Below are 16,481 nucleotides of genomic sequence, written 5' to 3'. Positions count from 1 at the left end.
TCGCCTTTATATTATTAGATTTTATTGTAAAGGCTGTTATTTAGAATCATACCAATTACTACGCAATGACTGCCAATGCTCAGCAAGCGTGCCAGCTAATACTAACTGCTTTGCTGCTTCAATATCAGGGGCTAGGTAACGGTCTTTATCATAAAAAGTTACTTGTTCACGCAATTTCTGATGCGCAACAGTCAACGGCTCTGAGGTCTCTAATCCGCGATGGAAGTCGATACCTTGACCGGCAGCCAAGAGCTCAATACCAATAATGGTGGCGGTATTTTGTGCCATCTCGTATAGGCGTCGTGCGCAATACGTTGCCATCGATACATGGTCTTCTTGGTTGGCAGAAGTTGGGATACTATCGACACTACCGGGATGGGCGATAGATTTATTCTCTGAGGCAAGCGCTGCTGCTGTGACATGAGCAATCATAAAGCCTGAATTTAACCCTGCATTGTCAACTAAAAATGGTGGTAAGCCACCTGATAACGTAGCATCGATTAACAAAGCGATACGGCGCTCAGACATGGAACCAATCTCAGCAATGGCCAAGGCTAAAATATCGGCAGCAAAGGCAACTGGCTCAGCATGAAAGTTACCGCCTGAGATAGCAACAGGACCGTCTTCATTGTTAAAGATAAGAGGGTTGTCCGTGACGGCATTAGATTCAATCAATAACGTCTTTCCTGCTTGATTAATAATATCAAGGCAAGCACCCATCACTTGTGGCTGACAACGCAGGCAGTAAGGATCTTGTACTCTATCATCTTGCTCGCCATCATGGGAGGCGCGAATGGCACTGCCTTTGATTAGTTGACGATGTGCTTTGGCGATTTCGATTTGACCATGATGACCACGTACTTCGTGAATACGCGCATCAAATGGCGCATCTGAGCCTTTCGCAGCATCGATAGACAGTGAACCGACGATGGTTGCCGTTTCAAGCAAATCACGTGCTAAGAAATAACCACGCAATGCTAGCGCGGTTGATACTTGGGTACCATTAATAAGAGCAAGACCTTCTTTTGCCGCTAGAGTAATAGGCTCAAGACCATGCTGCGCTAGCGCATCAGCGGCCAGTACTTTTTTACCCTCAACATAAACATGACCTTCGCCCATCATAGCCAGTGTCATATGCGATAAAGGTGCGAGGTCACCAGAGGCACCTACTGAGCCTTTGGCAGGAATATTTGGGGTAATTTGATTATTAATTAGCCCAAGCAAGCTATCAACGACCTCGCGACGTACGCCAGAGAAGCCTTGAGCCAAACTGGCAACTTTCATGACCATAATCAATCGAACCACGTTGGCGGGTAATGCTTCACCAGTACCAACCGAATGAGAGACGATAAGGTTACGCTGTAGTAATTCTAATTGATCATCGCTGATACGAGTTTTTGCCAATAGACCAAAACCGGTATTGATACCATAAGCGCTCTTATCACGCGCAATGATGGTGCGTACATCTTCGTGTGAGGCATCTATCGCTTCATAAGCGCTGTCAGGTAGCGTCAATACAACAGGTCGCTCGTAAATATCGCGCAGCATTTCAAAGCTTAATTGACGTGGCTGTAGTATTATTTTTTTGATAACAGTCATAAGGGTAATCCTAACTTTAGGTGCTATATTAATTATATTATTGGTTGTCTATACACTATATATAGTGATGTTATTTGAGTTTTCTTAACTTATCCAGCCAAGAGACATCGCCAAATGTCCAAAAGCTGCTGCTAACAAGATACTAAGTGCCACACGCTGGAACCAAACGATGACCATTTTGCCAACAGAGATGGGAATTTCGGTCGCCAGTACACAAGGAATCATGGCAGAAAAGAACAGCACGCTACTAATAGAGATGACGCCGGCGACATAACGGGTTAACATATCCGCTTCACTGAGCAATAAGGCGGGCAAGAACATCTCAGCCAGTCCTGCTGACATACCTTTGGCAGCGACGAGTGGCTCTGGCAAACCGCCTAACCATGTAAATGGGTATAGTAGCAACCCTAGAGCGTCAAATACCGGCGTGTACTTGGCTAATAATAGTCCAGTGAGTCCAACGGCTATGATAGAAGGCACAATAGCCGCTGCCATGGTCAAACCATCACGAAAATTAGACCATAGAATTTGTTTAAAATCCGATGCACGGCGTGAGGTGGATAAACCCAGCTCATACGCCGCTTTTATACGCGTGCCTCTTTTGTAGTCTAAATTTGGACGGTCCAGCTCATTATCAAACCGGCTAATCGGTGGAATACGGGCAGTAATAGCGGTGACAATAAAAGTAATCACCAACGTTGACCAAAAAAACAGATTCCAAAATTCCATCAGCCCCAGTGTTTTAGCAACAATCACCATAAATGCTGCCGATACTGTAGAGAAGCCAGTAGCGATAATGATAGCTTCACGCGCAGAATACTGCTTTTGTAGATAAACGCGATTGGTAATTAGCAGTCCAATCGAATAACTACCAACGAAAGAAGCAACCGCATCAATGGCTGATGCGCCAGGTGTTCTCCAGATAGGCTTCATAATCGGTTGCATCAGCACACCAACCATCTCAAGCAAGCCAAAACCGACTAAAAATGCCAGAATCAACGCCCCAAGCGGGACAATCATGCCAACCGGTAGCGCCAGTTTTTCAAATAGAAACGGCAGCATATCCTTTTCCATCATAAAGGCGGGCGCGTTACCACTGATATACATCACTGCCAATACCAGTCCCAGCACTTTAAAAACGGTTAGGATTTTGTGGGTGATATTTTTACGCCATGAGCCATCGATAAATGGCTTACTTACGCCAAATATCATCAGCATAAACAGTAAAATAACAGATAAAGTATGTTGCTGATTGACTAGATAAGTTGCGCCGTGATCGAACAAAATCGTGCTTTTTTCACCAATGGTGAAAGGAACAAAAAACATCACCAGACCAATGGCACTAAATACTATAAGCTGTATCAGCGCTATAGGCTTTGATAGCAAATTTTCAGGCGGTGTCATGTTAGGTGTTGGAATGCCTAGTAGTATGTCAGGTACTGGACTAGCTGGTGGCATAAGATCTTGTTTAGACATATTATCATCCTTGATAAAGTATTGATGATGTCCTTATGTCGACTGATATCGTATAAGGACAAGGGCAAGTTATTTAATCATCGGTAGCTTTAAGCCATAATCTTTGGCAGTTTTAATCGCCAGCTCGTAGCCTGCATCTGCATGACGCATAACGCCAGAACCACAATCATTGACTAATACTCGGGCCAAGCGTTTGGCTGCCGCATCAGTACCATCAGCGACGATGACCATGCCTGAGTGCTGTGAGTACCCCATACCTACGCCACCGCCATGATGCAATGATACCCAAGTGGCACCGCCTGCGACATTTAGCATACCGTTCAATAATGCCCAATCTGACACCGCATCTGAGCCATCTTTCATGCTTTCTGTTTCGCGGTTTGGGCTGGCAACAGAACCGGTATCCAAGTGGTCACGACCGATGACAATAGGACCTTTAAGCTCGCCATTTTTGACCATCTCATTAAAAGCAAGACCTGCTTTATCACGCTCACCAAGACCTAACCAGCAGATACGTGCCGGTAGACCTTGGAACTGAATGCGCTCTTTTGCCATATCAAGCCAGCGATGAATGTGCTGGTTTTCAGGGAAAAGCTCTTTAATCTTTTGATCGGTTTTGTAGATATCTTCTGGATCCCCTGATAATGCGACCCAGCGAAATGGCCCTTTACCTTGGCAAAACAGCGGACGAATATATGCAGGGACAAAACCTGGGAAATTAAAGGCATTTTTTACGCCTTCATCGAAGGCAACTTGACGGATGTTATTGCCATAATCGGTTGTTGGGATACCCATGGCTTGTAGATCGAGCATCGCCTGTACGTGTACGGCACAAGATTGAGCCGCGGCTTTGGTTAAGGCAGCATGTTGCTGTGGGTCTTCTTGAGCGGCTTTCCATTCTTCAACCGTCCAGCCACTTGGTAGGTAACCGTTAATCAAATCATGTGCTGAGGTTTGGTCAGTGACCAAATCGGGTTTGATTTCACCTGCATTGGCGCGCTTGACCATATCAGGCAAGATGTCTGCGGCATTGCCAAGTAGGGCGATAGAAACCGCTTCACCAGCTGCGGTATGTTGCTTGATGAGTTCATAAGCATGGTCTAAATCATCAGCTTGTTTATCGACGTAGCCGGTACGCAAGCGGAAATCAATACTAGATTGCTGACATTCTATATTTAAAGAGGTCGCGCCGGCAAAGGTAGCCGCTAGTGGCTGCGCGCCACCCATACCACCAAGACCAGCAGTCAAAATCCAACGTCCAGCCCAGCTGCCATCATAATGCTGACGACCGGCTTCAACGAAGGTTTCATAAGTCCCTTGAACGATGCCCTGGGTACCGATATAGATCCAACTACCCGCAGTCATCTGACCGTACATAAATAAGTCTTTACGATCTAGCTCATTGAAATGCTCCCACGTTGCCCAGCGCGGTACAAGGTTAGAGTTAGCAATCAATACGCGCGGCGCATTCTCATGGGTTTGAAAGACACCGACTGGTTTGCCAGATTGTACTAATAAGGTCTCATCGTCTTCTAGCTCTTTCAGCGACGCTAAGATTTGATCATAGCTTTCCCAATTACGGGCTGCGCGTCCGATACCGCCATAGACGACCAAGCTTTTTGGGTTTTCAGCCACATCAGGATGCAAGTTGTTCTGCAGCATGCGATAAGGGGCTTCGGTCAGCCAGCTTTTACAATGTAGTGTGCTGCCAGTCGGCGCAGCGATATTACGACTCTCATCACGGCGAGTATATGCAGGGGTTTTGTTCAATCCATTATCAGTAGTCATGCTCATATCCTTTTGATTATCTGTACAGCTTGCTAATGTTATGTTGTTGGTAGTATTATTTGGTGTAAACAATAAGTTGTATATACAAATTATCAAAGATTATTTTTTCATGCAAGCATTTTTTTATAAGTCGTCAAATTATTTATGCGGTTGATGGGTTGAAAAGGCTATCTCATGGTGAATGTGATAATGGTCGTGATATTATGTCAGCACTTTTATAGTTGCATAGTTGCATAGTTGCATAGTTGCATAGTTGCATAGTTGCATAGTTGAAATAGACAGTTGAAGACAAGCATGACAAAGGTGAAGTGTGACATGACAAAAGCAATTCCAGCATATCAGCGGATTAAAAACGCAATACTGGACAATATTCATTCGGGTAAATGGCAGGCGGGTAATGCGATTTCTACAGAAATGGCGTTGGCAGAAGAGTTTGGCGTCTCTCGTATGACGGTCAACCGGGCTTTAAAGGAATTGAGTGAAGAGCGGGTATTAGAACGCCGGCAAGGGTCGGGGACGTTTGTTGCCCAGCAGCAGTTTAATCATACTTTTGTGGAAGTGCGTAATATCGCTCAAGATTTAAAATCGGCCAATCGTGATTATCAGGCACACGTTGTGAGCAAACGTGCTATTACTGCGAGCATGTTAGATGATGAAATGCGTGGTAAGTTTGATCTTGATACAGCAGTAGTATCCTCTGATTCAGAGGATACTTGTAGCAGTGAAATAGCTGTGTTATACGAAGTAAAAATCGTTCATTTTGCTGATGGTCAGCCGATACAGTTTGAAGAGCGCTGGGTAGATGCGAAAAAAGTACCACAATTTCTCGAGCAAGATTTTAGCGTGGTCAATACTAGCGATTACCTCATTGCTAAAAGCCCACTAGAGCGCGGTAGCTATACCATTCGAGCAGTGGCAGCACCTGATGAAATTGCAAATGCGTTGCAGGTTGCACCGCAGTCACCAACGCTAGTACTGCGCCGTCAGACGTATTCAGCAGGACGGGTACTGACCTTTGTGAAGATGTGGCATGCAGGGGATCGTTATCAGTTTACAGGGGAGTTATAGCCTTAATTTTCATTGCTATAGCTGCCAATCTCTTGAGTGTAACATTAAGTTTATATTTGACGACTATATTTACGGACAAGATAGCGTCTATCCTATTGCTTTTTGCTCATCTCAGATAATAAATCGAGTTGGATTTCTTGTATTTCAGCTAACCTATCCCATTGATGCATTAAAAGGTGGTCCAGTTTTTCATGCAAGTGTTGAATCTCAAGCTCGGCTTTTAAATTAATTTGATAATCATTTTCTGAGCGCAATCGGTCTTTGGTTTCCTGTCTATTTTGGCTCATCATAATCACAGGTGCTTGAATAGCAGCGATACAGGACAGTATTAAATTTAATAGAATAAACGGGTAGGGATCAGCAGGACGAGCAACCATCACCACGGTATTGACGATAATCCAAATGGCTAGAAAAATGGCAAAACAAATGAGAAATGTCCAACTACCCCCAAACGTGGCAATTTTATCTGCCAATCGTTCACCAAATGTCCATTCTTGCTCTAGGGTCGTATCAATATTTTTGGTGATAAGTTCATGCTGTTGCATACTTTTAATCAATTCAGATTCAAGATCTGTCACCTCGCCTTTTTCAGAACTTAGCGATGATTTGACATACTTCGTTCGATATTTGCTTAAATCGGTTTGGCAAATATAATCTTTAGGCAAGCATTCGGGAAAATCATGTAAAATTTCTTCGGTAATGGTTTTCCTTACTGTTCCTATGGGTGTGAGGCTTTTTACTGGATAGTTTTGACCACAGACAATACATTTATAAAATTCATTTTTCTTATTCATCGCTATATTCCTTTATAGTCATTCAAATTAACGACCACTACAGGGATAGGCAAATCCACCCTGCAAAAATGGCTGAGCCAATACCGTCAAGAAATGACTGGCCAAGCAGCTAAGGTTGGCAATGCCTTAACGTATGAACAGTGCGAGCTCCAAGAGTTGTGTAAAGAGAATAAGTGTTTAAGGATGGAGCGCGACATCTTAAAAAAGGCTTCTGCTCTGCTAGCATGGGACAGCCTGAACGGATAGCGCTGATCAGCCAGCTTGCAGAGCAAGACAAGCATGTCAGTAAAAGTCTTCTGTGCAAGCTATTTAGCGTAATGAAAAGCAGTTACTACTATGGCATGCAGCCCAAGCTCATCAGCCTTGAAACCGTCAAAACCAAAGCCTTAATACGCCAAATATTTAACGACTCAAAGCGCTCAGCAGGCGCTCGCAGCATTGCCGCCATATTAATGAATGAGCATAACATCAAGCTGACCCGTTATATGGTAGGTAAACTTATGAGCAGCATGGGGTTTAAAAGCTGTCAATTAAAGACGCATAAATATAAGCATGCTAATGAAGAACACAAAGCTCATGACAACATACTGAACCGTAATTTTAGCCCATCAGCGCCCAATCAAGTCTGGACGGGTGATGTCACATATATTCGTATCAAAGGCGGCTGGTGCTACCTAGCTGTTGTTTTAGATTTATATGCCCGTCGTATTATTGGCTTTGCCATATCAGATTCCCCTGACAGCGTGCTGACTGCTAAAGAGTTGTAGATGGCATATCACAACAGACTTAAACGCCAGTGGCGTACTGTTTCATTCTGATCAGGGAAGCCATTACACCAGTAAGACATTCGCTGAATCCGTGGCAAGTTGTGAGGGCATGACGCAAAGTATGAGCCGAAAAGGTAACTGTTGGGACAACGCGCCAACTGAGCGCTTCTTCAGAAGCTTGAAAGCAGAATGGATGCCAAAGGTCGGCTACGAGGATATCTTTGAGGCTAAAAGCGCCATCACTGACTATATCTGGGGCTATTATCAAACCGTGAGACCTCATACTTTTAACAATTATTTAACATCGCTAGAAAAAGAGAAACGCTACTTTAATAAAAACCTCTTATCAGTTGTCCTAAATTATTTTACCACTAGAGTATGTGCCGATAAGGGATATGTTTCTGATGCACTACGAGCGCATATTAAACAAGCAGGGACGCGTGATAACATCTCTCGAAAACGAAACACAAAGTCCTCTAACGACCATATGGATTGGGACTTGTACAAAGTCCGCCACTTAGTAGAAAATGCTTTCGCTAAACTAAAAAACTATAGAGCAGTTGCCACAAGATTTGATAAGCTCAAGCAAAGTTATGAGAATACGGTGGCTCTTGCTTGTGCTTATTTCTGGTTGAAATTATGAATGTTCAACACGTCCTAATCCGCAATTTCTCTATTAGCTTTACTCAGTCGATAGTCAAGCTTAGCTCGACTTATATTTAGAAGACGAGCGGCTTTAGAGACGTTACCATCACATTTACTTAAAGCTGCCTGAATAATTTTGTCATTGAAGTGTTCTAGATCAAAACCTTCATAAAATAAATTTTCAAGCGCACAATTAATAATTTTGTCATCAACGAGTTGTAAGCTACCACTGGTTGCAGATATCTTAAGTTTTTGTTCACTTTGGCTATTATCTTTTTTAATACTAGGTAGTAGCAGGTCGCTCACATCAAACCCCGATATTCATAAAGCCACCTGACAAATATTTTTTAATGCTTTACTGTGTACGTACTAAGAATACTAGCTTAAAGCGTTTATAAACACATTCTTCTCATGTTTTGGTTGATACCAGTATGTTTATAAATGACTTTCATGAACCCGCAATATTAGAGGTAATGGCACCTAATAACGCTCATGTTATAAGTATAAATTAAATCGAAATAACCGCTATATAGTATACTATCTGAGTATCTAGCAGAGCCTTGAATCTATCGTTATGCTGACGCTCTTTAAAATGCAGTAGCTCATGAACAATAATATACTTTAAGCAGGGTAGGAGCTTTTTTACTAACTCTAAATTAAGTAAAAAGCGACCTTGGTCAATATTATAGCTACCCCACTTAGTCTTCATTTTTTGTACTTGTCAGCTTTAAGCAGTCACATCAATCTTCTTGAAACATTTATTAATTAGATCGTGAGCACGAGCCTTTAAGCGCGCGCAATAGTACTCATTGGATGTTTTTAATCTATCAGCAGTTGATGTTCCGGTACTGACTGTTAAGATAAATTTGCTGCCTTTTAGTTTAAAGTTACGTAATAGGCTTTGAGTTGTATCTACCTCAATAACCTTAGGCCGGTAAAGTCTGCCCCATAAGTAATGTGTCTCTTCACTGATAATTTCTCGAGTAGATCGACGGATTTGGTTGGCAAAGTTTGCCTGCTGCTGATGAGTCCAAGGTATGCGATGAATAACCGCTATTCGAATAGCAGTTTCCGTCATTGATTCAGGTGCGGCCACTCTAATTCGATCATCAGTTGGTATCACGATGATATGAAGATGACCTATGCTCAATAAACCATAGTAATAAGCTTTGCAAAGCAGAACTATCAGCAGTTATTCAAATGCCAATGTTCATCTAGCTATTCAGCAAATATATGTAATCTAACTATAAAACTCATAGCATCAGTGTATTTCTACTGACTTTAACACTTGCTGGCATGCTTGAGCTAAGTAAGGATCAACCTTATTCTGTTTCAGTAGCTATATCAGATATTCAGCATCATCCAAGAGGGTCGCTAAATCTACAATAGTCTCACCTTTACTATTAGCTCAATCAATCAAAATACCAAATAATAGTTTAGTAAAGCAAATATCAGCAATGACAGCATGTGCATTAAAAAACATACTCTGATGAACGAAAATATCGAAAAAATTAAGTTATTAACAAGGGGCTTATATGACGAATTCAAGTTCCTCAAAATTTGGTTTAGATTGATTCTGTTGAGGTATGTAGTTAGGCTATGACTAAAAAGCGTTTGAGTTTTAGATTGCTAAGACAGATATAATTTGATGACTATTTTCAGTCTGTGTAATTACAATAACCTACGTTAATATATATAGCATTGACTGCATAGATCACTGCCTGACTTAAGTGAATCGGCATCTAATATATTTGATGTGGCTTACTCTAACTAAGACTGAATTTACAAAAGTTGTGCTAATAGTTACCCATTTTTCAGTATGTCCAGTTTTCTCGTTTCGTAATAAAAAAACCTTAAGTCCAAAAGCGAGGATAGTGAATGAATGATCATCTTGATTTGACAGTGCAAGAACGGAGTTTGATTGACAATAGCTTGAGGATTGCCATGAAAGAAAATGATAAGAGTAGTGTAGAGTCCAGGGACGAGCTCATTAAAAAATATCATCAAGACAGTAACTTAGGATTATTTGAATTACGCTCAAAAATCAAATCACATGATTTGGGTAGATATGAGGATCTATCATTAAATAATCTCAAGTTAATTACAAATTGTTTAATGCTATTGGATGATTTTACTTATCAAAAAAGCTTAGAGGAAAAAGAGAAAGACAAAGTAGAGTATTACAAGAACTTCGAATTACAAATGAGCGCACTACGCAAAAAGCTAAGTGCCATTGAATCACATACCATGTATAGCGGCCTGCTATAAATACCATCCATATTTAGTAAGTTACAGAACTTATATCAAACAGCACACTCTAATGACTAAATTTCCACTTGGGCTATGGCAAACTTCTTATTAGATTCAACTATTTAAGAATATCATCCCTATAGGCATATATTAGAAATACAGCAACTCTTAACAGGTAGAATGTTTCATATTTAGGTGGTCTCAGCGCAAGATGGTCTCTTACTAACAAGGAAGAAACGTGACTTCAGCAAAAAGCCCCAGCATAAATAGGCGACCTATCTATATTCCACCAAAAAACTTTGCTGACTATTTATCCCATCAGCAAGGCTATTGTTTGTTTCTAGATATAGATGGCACATTAGCCGATTTCACATTGAATCCTAAGGATAGCGTTATCCCAACGTCAACCTTAACTCTTCTACAAAAAATACAAACCTATGGTGTAAAAATTGCTGCTGTGACAGGACGCAGTTTGGCTGAAGCAAGACAAATGCTGTCTCCTTTAACATTACCGATCGCAGCAACGCATGGACTAGAAATAGCGTTTGATGACAGCAGTGACCATAATGAGACAAACGTTGTATCTGTTAATATTATAGAACTTGCTGTAATAACAGAATCTATTATCCAATCTTGCATTCCCTTTGATGACTTCATCGTAGAAAACAAACCCTATTCTGTCGCCCTCCATTTCCGGAAAAACCCTGCTTTAGCTGATGCGGCTTATACCATCATGGTACAAACCTTAAAAAGTCATGATAACTGGACATTAAAATCCGGTAAATATGTTTGGGAGGTGGTGCCAAAAGGAGCAAATAAAGGTAGCGCCATTCTAGCTTTACTAAAAAAAGTGCAGAGTAATAAGAGTGTTTTTCCTATTTTCATCGGTGATGATATTACGGATGAAGCAGGATTTATGGCTGTACAAGGTGAAAGTAAATCGCTAGAAGACGAACCACAGTTAATAAAAGGGATGGGAATTAAGGTCGGTTGTGAGCCTACTCATGCCAATTACTACGTCCATGACACTCATGAGGTGACTGTTTTACTAGATAGCTTTTTAAGCTTCTGCCAACAACATAATGCGTTAGTAAAAGAAACGGTGAAAGTGAGACACGTGGTATGAGCCGCTTAATCGTCTTGTCTAATCGGGTTAAAATGCCTGATAACAACCCAATGGCAGGTGGACTTGCAATAGCACTGCAAGACGTATTAAACGGAAAATCAGTCGTTTGGATGGGCTGGAATGGTAGAATTATCGAGCGCTATAACGATGATTATACTAATGAATTTAGTAGTATCAAACAAACTGCTTTAGCAGACGCTGACGCGCCGTGTGCCAATACATTCATCACTTATATGACCACTGCACTTACCACTGAGCAGTATCAGCAGTTTTACTGCGGCTTTGCCAACAATGTACTGTGGCCATTATTGCACGAGCGAGTTGATTTAATTAGTCAAGCGCCAGAGGATTACGCAGGCTATCAAACGGTAAACCACCTCTTTGCTAAGCAATTAAAGAAGGTTATTGAGCCTGATGATGTGATTTGGGTGCATGATTATCATTTTTTAAGTGTGGCATATCATTGTAGGCAGCTGGGTATTTGCAATCGTATCGGCTTTTTTTTCCACATCCCCTTTGTCTCATTACCTTTCTGGCAATCACTTGATAAAAGCGGTGAGCTCATTAGGCATCTTGCTCATTACGACGTGCTTGGTACACAAACTCAGCAAGGTAGAGCCAATTGCTTTGCTGTATGTCATTATTATTTAAAAGATTCGCTAGTAAACGTCTTATATACCACGCAAGGTTTTAGCACCTTTACTCAGTCAAAAAATACGCAAATTATGCTTAACTTAGGTCTAAATCATCCTCACTATTTGCGGATTGATGCTTATCCAATCGGCATAAATGTGACAAGAATACAGCAGAAAATTAGCCACTTATCCTCGCAATATGACAAAGCCAATCAGAATAAAAAGACCATAAAACCTGCTGCCCAAAAAATTATTGCGGTGGACAGAATCGATTACTCAAAGGGGTTGTTAAAGCGTTTTTCAGCATACCGCGATTTTTTACAGCAAAATCCTCTATACCAGAATCAGCTGACGTTATTACAAATTGCCTGTCCTAGTCGCTTAGATTTGACTGCTTATCAACACCTCTATAATGATGTGAAAACTGCTATTAATGATGTTAATCAGCAGTTCTTATTCAGTAAGTGTAGAAATGATATTTCTGAAAATGAGAATATTATGAGTAGTTGGCAAGCTATCAACTACTGCGAAAGCGTCATAAGCCACGAGACACTAATGACAATGTTTTGGCAGAGTGATATCGGTTGGGTTAATTCGCTTAAAGATGGTATGAACTTAGTTGCCAAAGAGTATATTGCGGCTCAAAATCCTGACGATCCTGGCGTGTTATTGCTCTCACGTTATGCTGGGGCAGCTGAGCAAATGCAAGCCGCGGTCATTATAGATCCATACCAGCCAAAAAGTATGACAGAGGGTTTAGGGATTGCTTTGAGAATGCCGTTAGATGAGCGGCAGTCGCGCTATCAGTCATTACTGCAAGGACTACAACAAAATGACTTACAGGTTTGGCAGCAGAATTTTTTAAATGATTTGTATGATGTAAAAGGGCATCAAACAGATATTTCGCAATCTGTTACAGCCCAAATGTCTGACTCATAAGAATAATTAGGAGGCCTCATGTTACTGCTAAATGCAAAAAATTCTTTATTATCAGAGATGAAAGCCAGTATAGAAAATATCTTACGGGTTGATAATCAAGCTACTAGTACGCTTAGCTTAACTGATACCTTACGTCATGATATTTTAAAAACCTTAATCACCTATAGCGATAAAATCCCGCATCCTGCAAGTGGTGCTAGCCCTGTAAATGGAGAAGTCTCAGGTACGTTGAGCCGTTGGCAAATTTTGGCTTATGTAGCAGGGATTGATTTAACGATTGCAAAATGGTTTGAGTCGCATTTAGACGCTCTAAGCATTTTACATGAGATAGGCTATACTAAAGCGAATCAAGGGTTATGGGCTGTTTGGGGAGCAGAAGGTAATCCTATACGTTATGAGCAAGGAAAAGTCAGCGGTATCAAAGCGTGGTGCTCAGGGGCCAATATGGTAGATCATGGACTCATAACGTATCGTAATGCTAATGGCCACGCGCAATTGCTTGTCGTAGATATGAGCCAATCAGGTATTGAGATTGATAACGAACAATGGCAAGCGGTAGGGATGCAAGCCACTGATACAGCGATATTACAGTTTCATGAAGTAGCAGCCGCTCAAGTTGGGACAGCCAATGCCTATCTAGAACGGGTAGGATTTTGGCATGGGGCAGCAGGGGTTGCTGCTTGTTGGTATGGGGCAACCGCTTATCTAGCAGACTATTTAATCAGCGCCTATCAGCAGAAACCAAACGATTATAAAGCCATGTATTTGGGTCAAATTAGTACGGCATTGGCAGTCACTCAGCAGTATTTTCATTATGTGGCTGATTTAATAGATAGTCAGCCACAGCTCAGCCATGAGCTTGCTATTCGTCAGTTAAGATTACAGGTTGAAAAAGTCGCTCGCCAAGTAATGGAGGTTATCGGACAGGCATTGGGAGCAGCGCCATTTTGCCGCCATGCCCATTTTGCAAGATTGTCAGCGGATCTGCCCGTGTTTATCCGCCAAAGCCATGGCGCTTTTGATATGCAAAAAATCGGCGAGTTAGCTGGCGCTTTATCCAATGACTTATCCAATGGGCAGAACAATATATGGCACCTATAATATCTAAAGAGGCTATAAAACGTATAAAAAAAGACGTCGCCGTCACGCATGCTGAAAGGCTTAAAAGCAACCATCCGATTGTGGGTAATCGTGTTATTGAAGGCGATGGCACCAGTCAAGAAGCTTGGCAAAATTGGGTAGGGCTGCAAGATTTGCCTCGATTTGATATTGCAAAAAGCTTTGCCCCAAATCAAAGAGTCTGCATCTTCGCCCCGCATCCTGATGACGAAGTGCTAGGCTGTGGCGGTCTGTTGCAACAACTGGCCGCGAATGGCAATCCTATTGTTCTTATTCACGTGACCAATGGCACACAAAGTCATCCGAACTCGCAAATTTATTCTCAAGAAAGCCTTGATACTATCCGACCACAAGAAAGTGTTAAAGCCCTGGAAGTATTAGGCATTGCTCACCAGGTTACGACTATTGCTTTAGACTTAACAGATGGTAATGTCTTTAGCCAACAAGATCAGTTTCAGCAAAGATTAACCTCTATTATCCAGCCTAACGATGTTTTAATAACGCCTTTTATGCGCGACGGTCATCCCGATCATGAAGCAACCGGGCTAGTGGTTGCCTCATTTGCCAAGCAGTATCATTTAGCTTGTTATCAAGTATTAATTTGGGCATGGCATTGGGCAAAACCTGCTGATAATCGTATCCCTTGGCACCATGCTATCAGAGTAGATTTAACCCCTGAGCAACTACAACGTAAAATAGAGGCCATTGCCTGTTTTAAAAGTCAAATTACTGCAGATGAAAGTACGGGAAACCCTCCCATTTTATCCGCGCAAACGATTGCTAGAATCAGCCAACCTTGGGAGGTTTATTTGTATGAATCATACCTCTAAAAATAGCTTAGCTGACGTGAACCAATATGGTGGCTATTCCGAATCGTATTTTGACGCGTTATATAAGGATAATACCGATCCATGGCAGTATCAAACTCGTTGGTATGAAAAACGCAAACGTGATATTTGCCTGGCGATACTGCCACAATCTCAATATAACAATGCTATTGAATTGGGCTGCGGAAACGGCGTGCTTAGTGAGTTATTGGCTCAACGTTGCCTGGCATTAGTGAGTATCGATGGTAATCAACGGGCAGTGCAACTTGCTAAAGCGCGCTTGGCAAAAGTGTCTCATGTTAAGGTCATTCAGGGTGTGATTCCTAATAAATTATTGACTTTAAAAGATGCCGTTATAGAGGCTTATCCTTTATCAGGCAGTACGTCTACTAACAAGTCACCCTTTGATTTAATTGTCATCAGCGAGATTTTATATTATTTACCACCCAATGATATTGACACAGTGATCGCTTGGACTGAGCAAAACCTTGCTATAGGCGGTACGTTACTGTGTTGTCATTGGCGTTATGCTATCGATGGATTTACCATGACAGGTGAGACCGTGCATCAGCGCCTGCACCATGCTTTTAACCTTACAAGTAATGACAAGCATCAGGTTGCATTCACTCATCAAAGCCAAATGGTAGACAGCGATTTTTTACTAGACGTCTGGCAGCGTTGCCAAAGTTCGGTAGCTATGCAAGAAAAACTGATATGAAAATCGGTATTGTGATTCCTGCTCATAACGAGGCGATGACTATCGCCAAATGCTTGGCATCAGTACAATCTGCTATCAAGCAATTACCATCAACAATCAAAGCGTATCCGCTAGTGGTGCTGGATAGCTGCACCGATGATACGCAGTCCATTGTTAAAGCCGCGGGCGTTGATTACCTATGCTGTGATTATCAATGTGTGGGACAAGTAAGAGACATTGGTATTCGTCATGCGATCGCAAATGGGGCAATATGGCTTACCTGTACAGACGCTGACTCAGTGGTAACTGTGGATTGGCTAGCACAGCAGATTGAACATATTAGCCACCAACCGACAGATATGATTTGCGGGGTGGTAGACGTTGATAGCTGGGCACATTTAACCGCGCAAACTCGTGAAGATTATATTGCTCATTACCAAGATAAAATGGGACATCATCATATCCATGGAGCAAATTTAAGTTTTAGCAGTGAGGCTTATTTGGCTGTTGGTGGCTTCTCCTCTTTACCTTGTCATGAAGATGTAGATTTGGTCGGAAAATTTGAAGCTCAAAGCTATGCCATTACTTGGAGCAATCGCGTTCGCGTGATGACTAGTAGTCGGTTGCAAGCTCGGGCGGATGGAGGTTTTGCAGCATTTTTAAACAATTTAGAACAAAACAATCTACATTAAGATACGCAATATAAGATTGCGCTGACTTATCATTGAGTGTAGATATACTTCAACAATAA

14 protein-coding genes and 3 pseudogenes are annotated in these 16,481 nt (G+C 41.8%); 11 read left to right on the top strand and 6 right to left on the bottom strand.

Annotated features, from left to right (window positions below; all coding sequences use genetic code 11):
- Positions 1-36 precede the first annotated feature (36 nt).
- From hutH to hutU, 3 genes are all read right to left on the bottom strand, one after another.
- Positions 37-1,599 carry a histidine ammonia-lyase gene (gene hutH, locus JMW39_RS00300; RefSeq protein WP_201542949.1) on the bottom strand — a complete coding sequence of 521 codons (1,563 nt, stop codon included), beginning with the start codon at positions 1,597-1,599 and terminating at the stop codon, positions 37-39.
- Positions 1,600-1,683: 84 nt separating this feature from the next.
- A complete protein-coding gene (locus JMW39_RS00295) occupies positions 1,684-3,075 on the bottom strand; it encodes a YjiH family protein (protein WP_265088422.1) in 1,392 nt (463 codons plus the stop codon).
- 69 nt (positions 3,076-3,144) lie between these two features.
- Positions 3,145-4,863: a urocanate hydratase gene (hutU, locus tag JMW39_RS00290; RefSeq protein WP_227679089.1), complete on the bottom strand. Its 1,719-nt coding sequence runs from the start codon at positions 4,861-4,863 to the stop codon at positions 3,145-3,147.
- Positions 4,864-5,178: 315 nt separating this feature from the next.
- On the opposite strand from hutU, the gene JMW39_RS00285 reads away from it, so the two are divergent.
- On the top strand, positions 5,179-5,931 hold the full coding sequence (locus JMW39_RS00285; protein ID WP_227679087.1) for a UTRA domain-containing protein: 753 nt from the start codon (positions 5,179-5,181) through the stop codon (positions 5,929-5,931).
- A gap of 92 nt (positions 5,932-6,023) precedes the next feature.
- Here JMW39_RS00285 and JMW39_RS00280 read toward each other — a convergent pair whose 3' ends face one another.
- The gene (locus tag JMW39_RS00280; protein ID WP_201542947.1) at positions 6,024-6,725 is read right to left on the bottom strand and encodes a DUF1003 domain-containing protein; all 702 of its coding nucleotides are present in this window, start codon (positions 6,723-6,725) and stop codon (positions 6,024-6,026) included.
- Between the two features lie 173 nt (positions 6,726-6,898).
- Between JMW39_RS00280 and JMW39_RS00275 the strand changes: the two genes are divergently transcribed.
- The 3 genes and pseudogenes from JMW39_RS00275 to JMW39_RS13180 form a co-directional block, all read left to right on the top strand.
- A complete protein-coding gene (locus tag JMW39_RS00275; protein WP_201542946.1) occupies positions 6,899-7,492 on the top strand; it encodes a DDE-type integrase/transposase/recombinase in 594 nt (197 codons plus the stop codon).
- 109 nt (positions 7,493-7,601) lie between these two features.
- Positions 7,602-7,784, top strand: a pseudogene (locus tag JMW39_RS13185) (integrase core domain-containing protein); the annotation flags it as partial.
- A gap of 75 nt (positions 7,785-7,859) precedes the next feature.
- Positions 7,860-8,135 (top strand): annotated as a pseudogene (locus JMW39_RS13180) (transposase); the annotation flags it as partial.
- A 14-nt stretch (positions 8,136-8,149) separates the two neighbouring features.
- On the opposite strand, the gene JMW39_RS00265 reads toward JMW39_RS13180, so the two are convergent.
- Together JMW39_RS00265 and JMW39_RS13175 are read right to left on the bottom strand one after the other, a co-directional pair.
- A complete protein-coding gene (locus tag JMW39_RS00265; RefSeq protein WP_227679086.1) occupies positions 8,150-8,443 on the bottom strand; it encodes a helix-turn-helix domain-containing protein in 294 nt (97 codons plus the stop codon).
- A 202-nt stretch (positions 8,444-8,645) separates the two neighbouring features.
- Positions 8,646-9,260, bottom strand: a pseudogene (locus tag JMW39_RS13175) (M48 family metallopeptidase).
- Positions 9,261-10,015: 755 nt separating this feature from the next.
- Here JMW39_RS13175 and JMW39_RS00250 point away from each other — a divergent pair.
- The 7 genes from JMW39_RS00250 to JMW39_RS00220 all read left to right on the top strand — a co-directional run bounded on the left by JMW39_RS00250 (position 10,016) and on the right by JMW39_RS00220 (position 16,422).
- Complete coding sequence (locus JMW39_RS00250; RefSeq protein WP_201542942.1) at positions 10,016-10,405, top strand: hypothetical protein; 390 nt, start codon at positions 10,016-10,018, stop codon at positions 10,403-10,405.
- A 220-nt stretch (positions 10,406-10,625) separates the two neighbouring features.
- Complete coding sequence (gene otsB, locus JMW39_RS00245; protein WP_201542941.1) at positions 10,626-11,513, top strand: trehalose-phosphatase; 888 nt, start codon at positions 10,626-10,628, stop codon at positions 11,511-11,513.
- A complete protein-coding gene (locus tag JMW39_RS00240) occupies positions 11,510-13,087 on the top strand; it encodes an alpha,alpha-trehalose-phosphate synthase (UDP-forming) (protein ID WP_201542940.1) in 1,578 nt (525 codons plus the stop codon). Before otsB ends, JMW39_RS00240 begins: the two co-directional genes overlap by 4 nt.
- Before the next feature lie 18 nt (positions 13,088-13,105).
- Complete coding sequence (locus JMW39_RS00235) at positions 13,106-14,188, top strand: acyl-CoA dehydrogenase (protein ID WP_201542939.1); 1,083 nt, start codon at positions 13,106-13,108, stop codon at positions 14,186-14,188.
- Positions 14,176-15,036 (top strand): PIG-L deacetylase family protein, encoded by an 861-nt coding sequence (locus tag JMW39_RS00230; protein WP_201542938.1) that lies wholly within the window; start codon positions 14,176-14,178, stop codon positions 15,034-15,036. Before JMW39_RS00235 ends, JMW39_RS00230 begins: the two co-directional genes overlap by 13 nt.
- Positions 15,020-15,751, top strand: a complete 732-nt coding sequence (locus tag JMW39_RS00225; protein WP_201542937.1) for a class I SAM-dependent DNA methyltransferase — start codon at positions 15,020-15,022, stop codon at positions 15,749-15,751. Before JMW39_RS00230 ends, JMW39_RS00225 begins: the two co-directional genes overlap by 17 nt.
- Positions 15,748-16,422 (top strand): glycosyltransferase, encoded by a 675-nt coding sequence (locus tag JMW39_RS00220; RefSeq protein WP_201542936.1) that lies wholly within the window; start codon positions 15,748-15,750, stop codon positions 16,420-16,422. Before JMW39_RS00225 ends, JMW39_RS00220 begins: the two co-directional genes overlap by 4 nt.
- The last annotated feature ends 59 nt before the right edge of the window (positions 16,423-16,481 follow it).

The organism is Psychrobacter immobilis (assembly GCF_904846175.1).
Taxonomy (GTDB): Bacteria; Pseudomonadota; Gammaproteobacteria; order Pseudomonadales; family Moraxellaceae; genus Psychrobacter; species Psychrobacter immobilis_E.
Note: the sequence above shows the minus strand (reverse complement) of the source record. Positions and strands in the feature narration are given on the sequence as shown.

Excerpts from the sequence above, each read along its gene's own strand:
- JMW39_RS00220 (WP_201542936.1), top strand. The coding sequence starts at position 15,748 with ATGAAAATCGGTATTGTGATTCCTGCTCATAACGAGGCGATGACTATC.
- JMW39_RS00250 (WP_201542942.1), top strand. The coding sequence starts at position 10,016 with ATGAATGATCATCTTGATTTGACAGTGCAAGAACGGAGTTTGATTGAC.
- JMW39_RS00295 (WP_265088422.1), bottom strand. The coding sequence starts at position 3,075 with ATGTCTAAACAAGATCTTATGCCACCAGCTAGTCCAGTACCTGACATA.
- hutU (WP_227679089.1), bottom strand. The coding sequence starts at position 4,863 with ATGACTACTGATAATGGATTGAACAAAACCCCTGCATATACTCGCCGT.
- JMW39_RS00230 (WP_201542938.1), top strand. The coding sequence starts at position 14,176 with ATGGCACCTATAATATCTAAAGAGGCTATAAAACGTATAAAAAAAGAC.
- JMW39_RS00285 (WP_227679087.1), top strand. The coding sequence starts at position 5,179 with ATGACAAAAGCAATTCCAGCATATCAGCGGATTAAAAACGCAATACTG.
- hutH (WP_201542949.1), bottom strand. The coding sequence starts at position 1,599 with ATGACTGTTATCAAAAAAATAATACTACAGCCACGTCAATTAAGCTTT.
- JMW39_RS00280 (WP_201542947.1), bottom strand. The coding sequence starts at position 6,725 with ATGAATAAGAAAAATGAATTTTATAAATGTATTGTCTGTGGTCAAAAC.
- JMW39_RS00240 (WP_201542940.1), top strand. The coding sequence starts at position 11,510 with ATGAGCCGCTTAATCGTCTTGTCTAATCGGGTTAAAATGCCTGATAAC.
- JMW39_RS00225 (WP_201542937.1), top strand. The coding sequence starts at position 15,020 with ATGAATCATACCTCTAAAAATAGCTTAGCTGACGTGAACCAATATGGT.
- JMW39_RS00235 (WP_201542939.1), top strand. The coding sequence starts at position 13,106 with ATGTTACTGCTAAATGCAAAAAATTCTTTATTATCAGAGATGAAAGCC.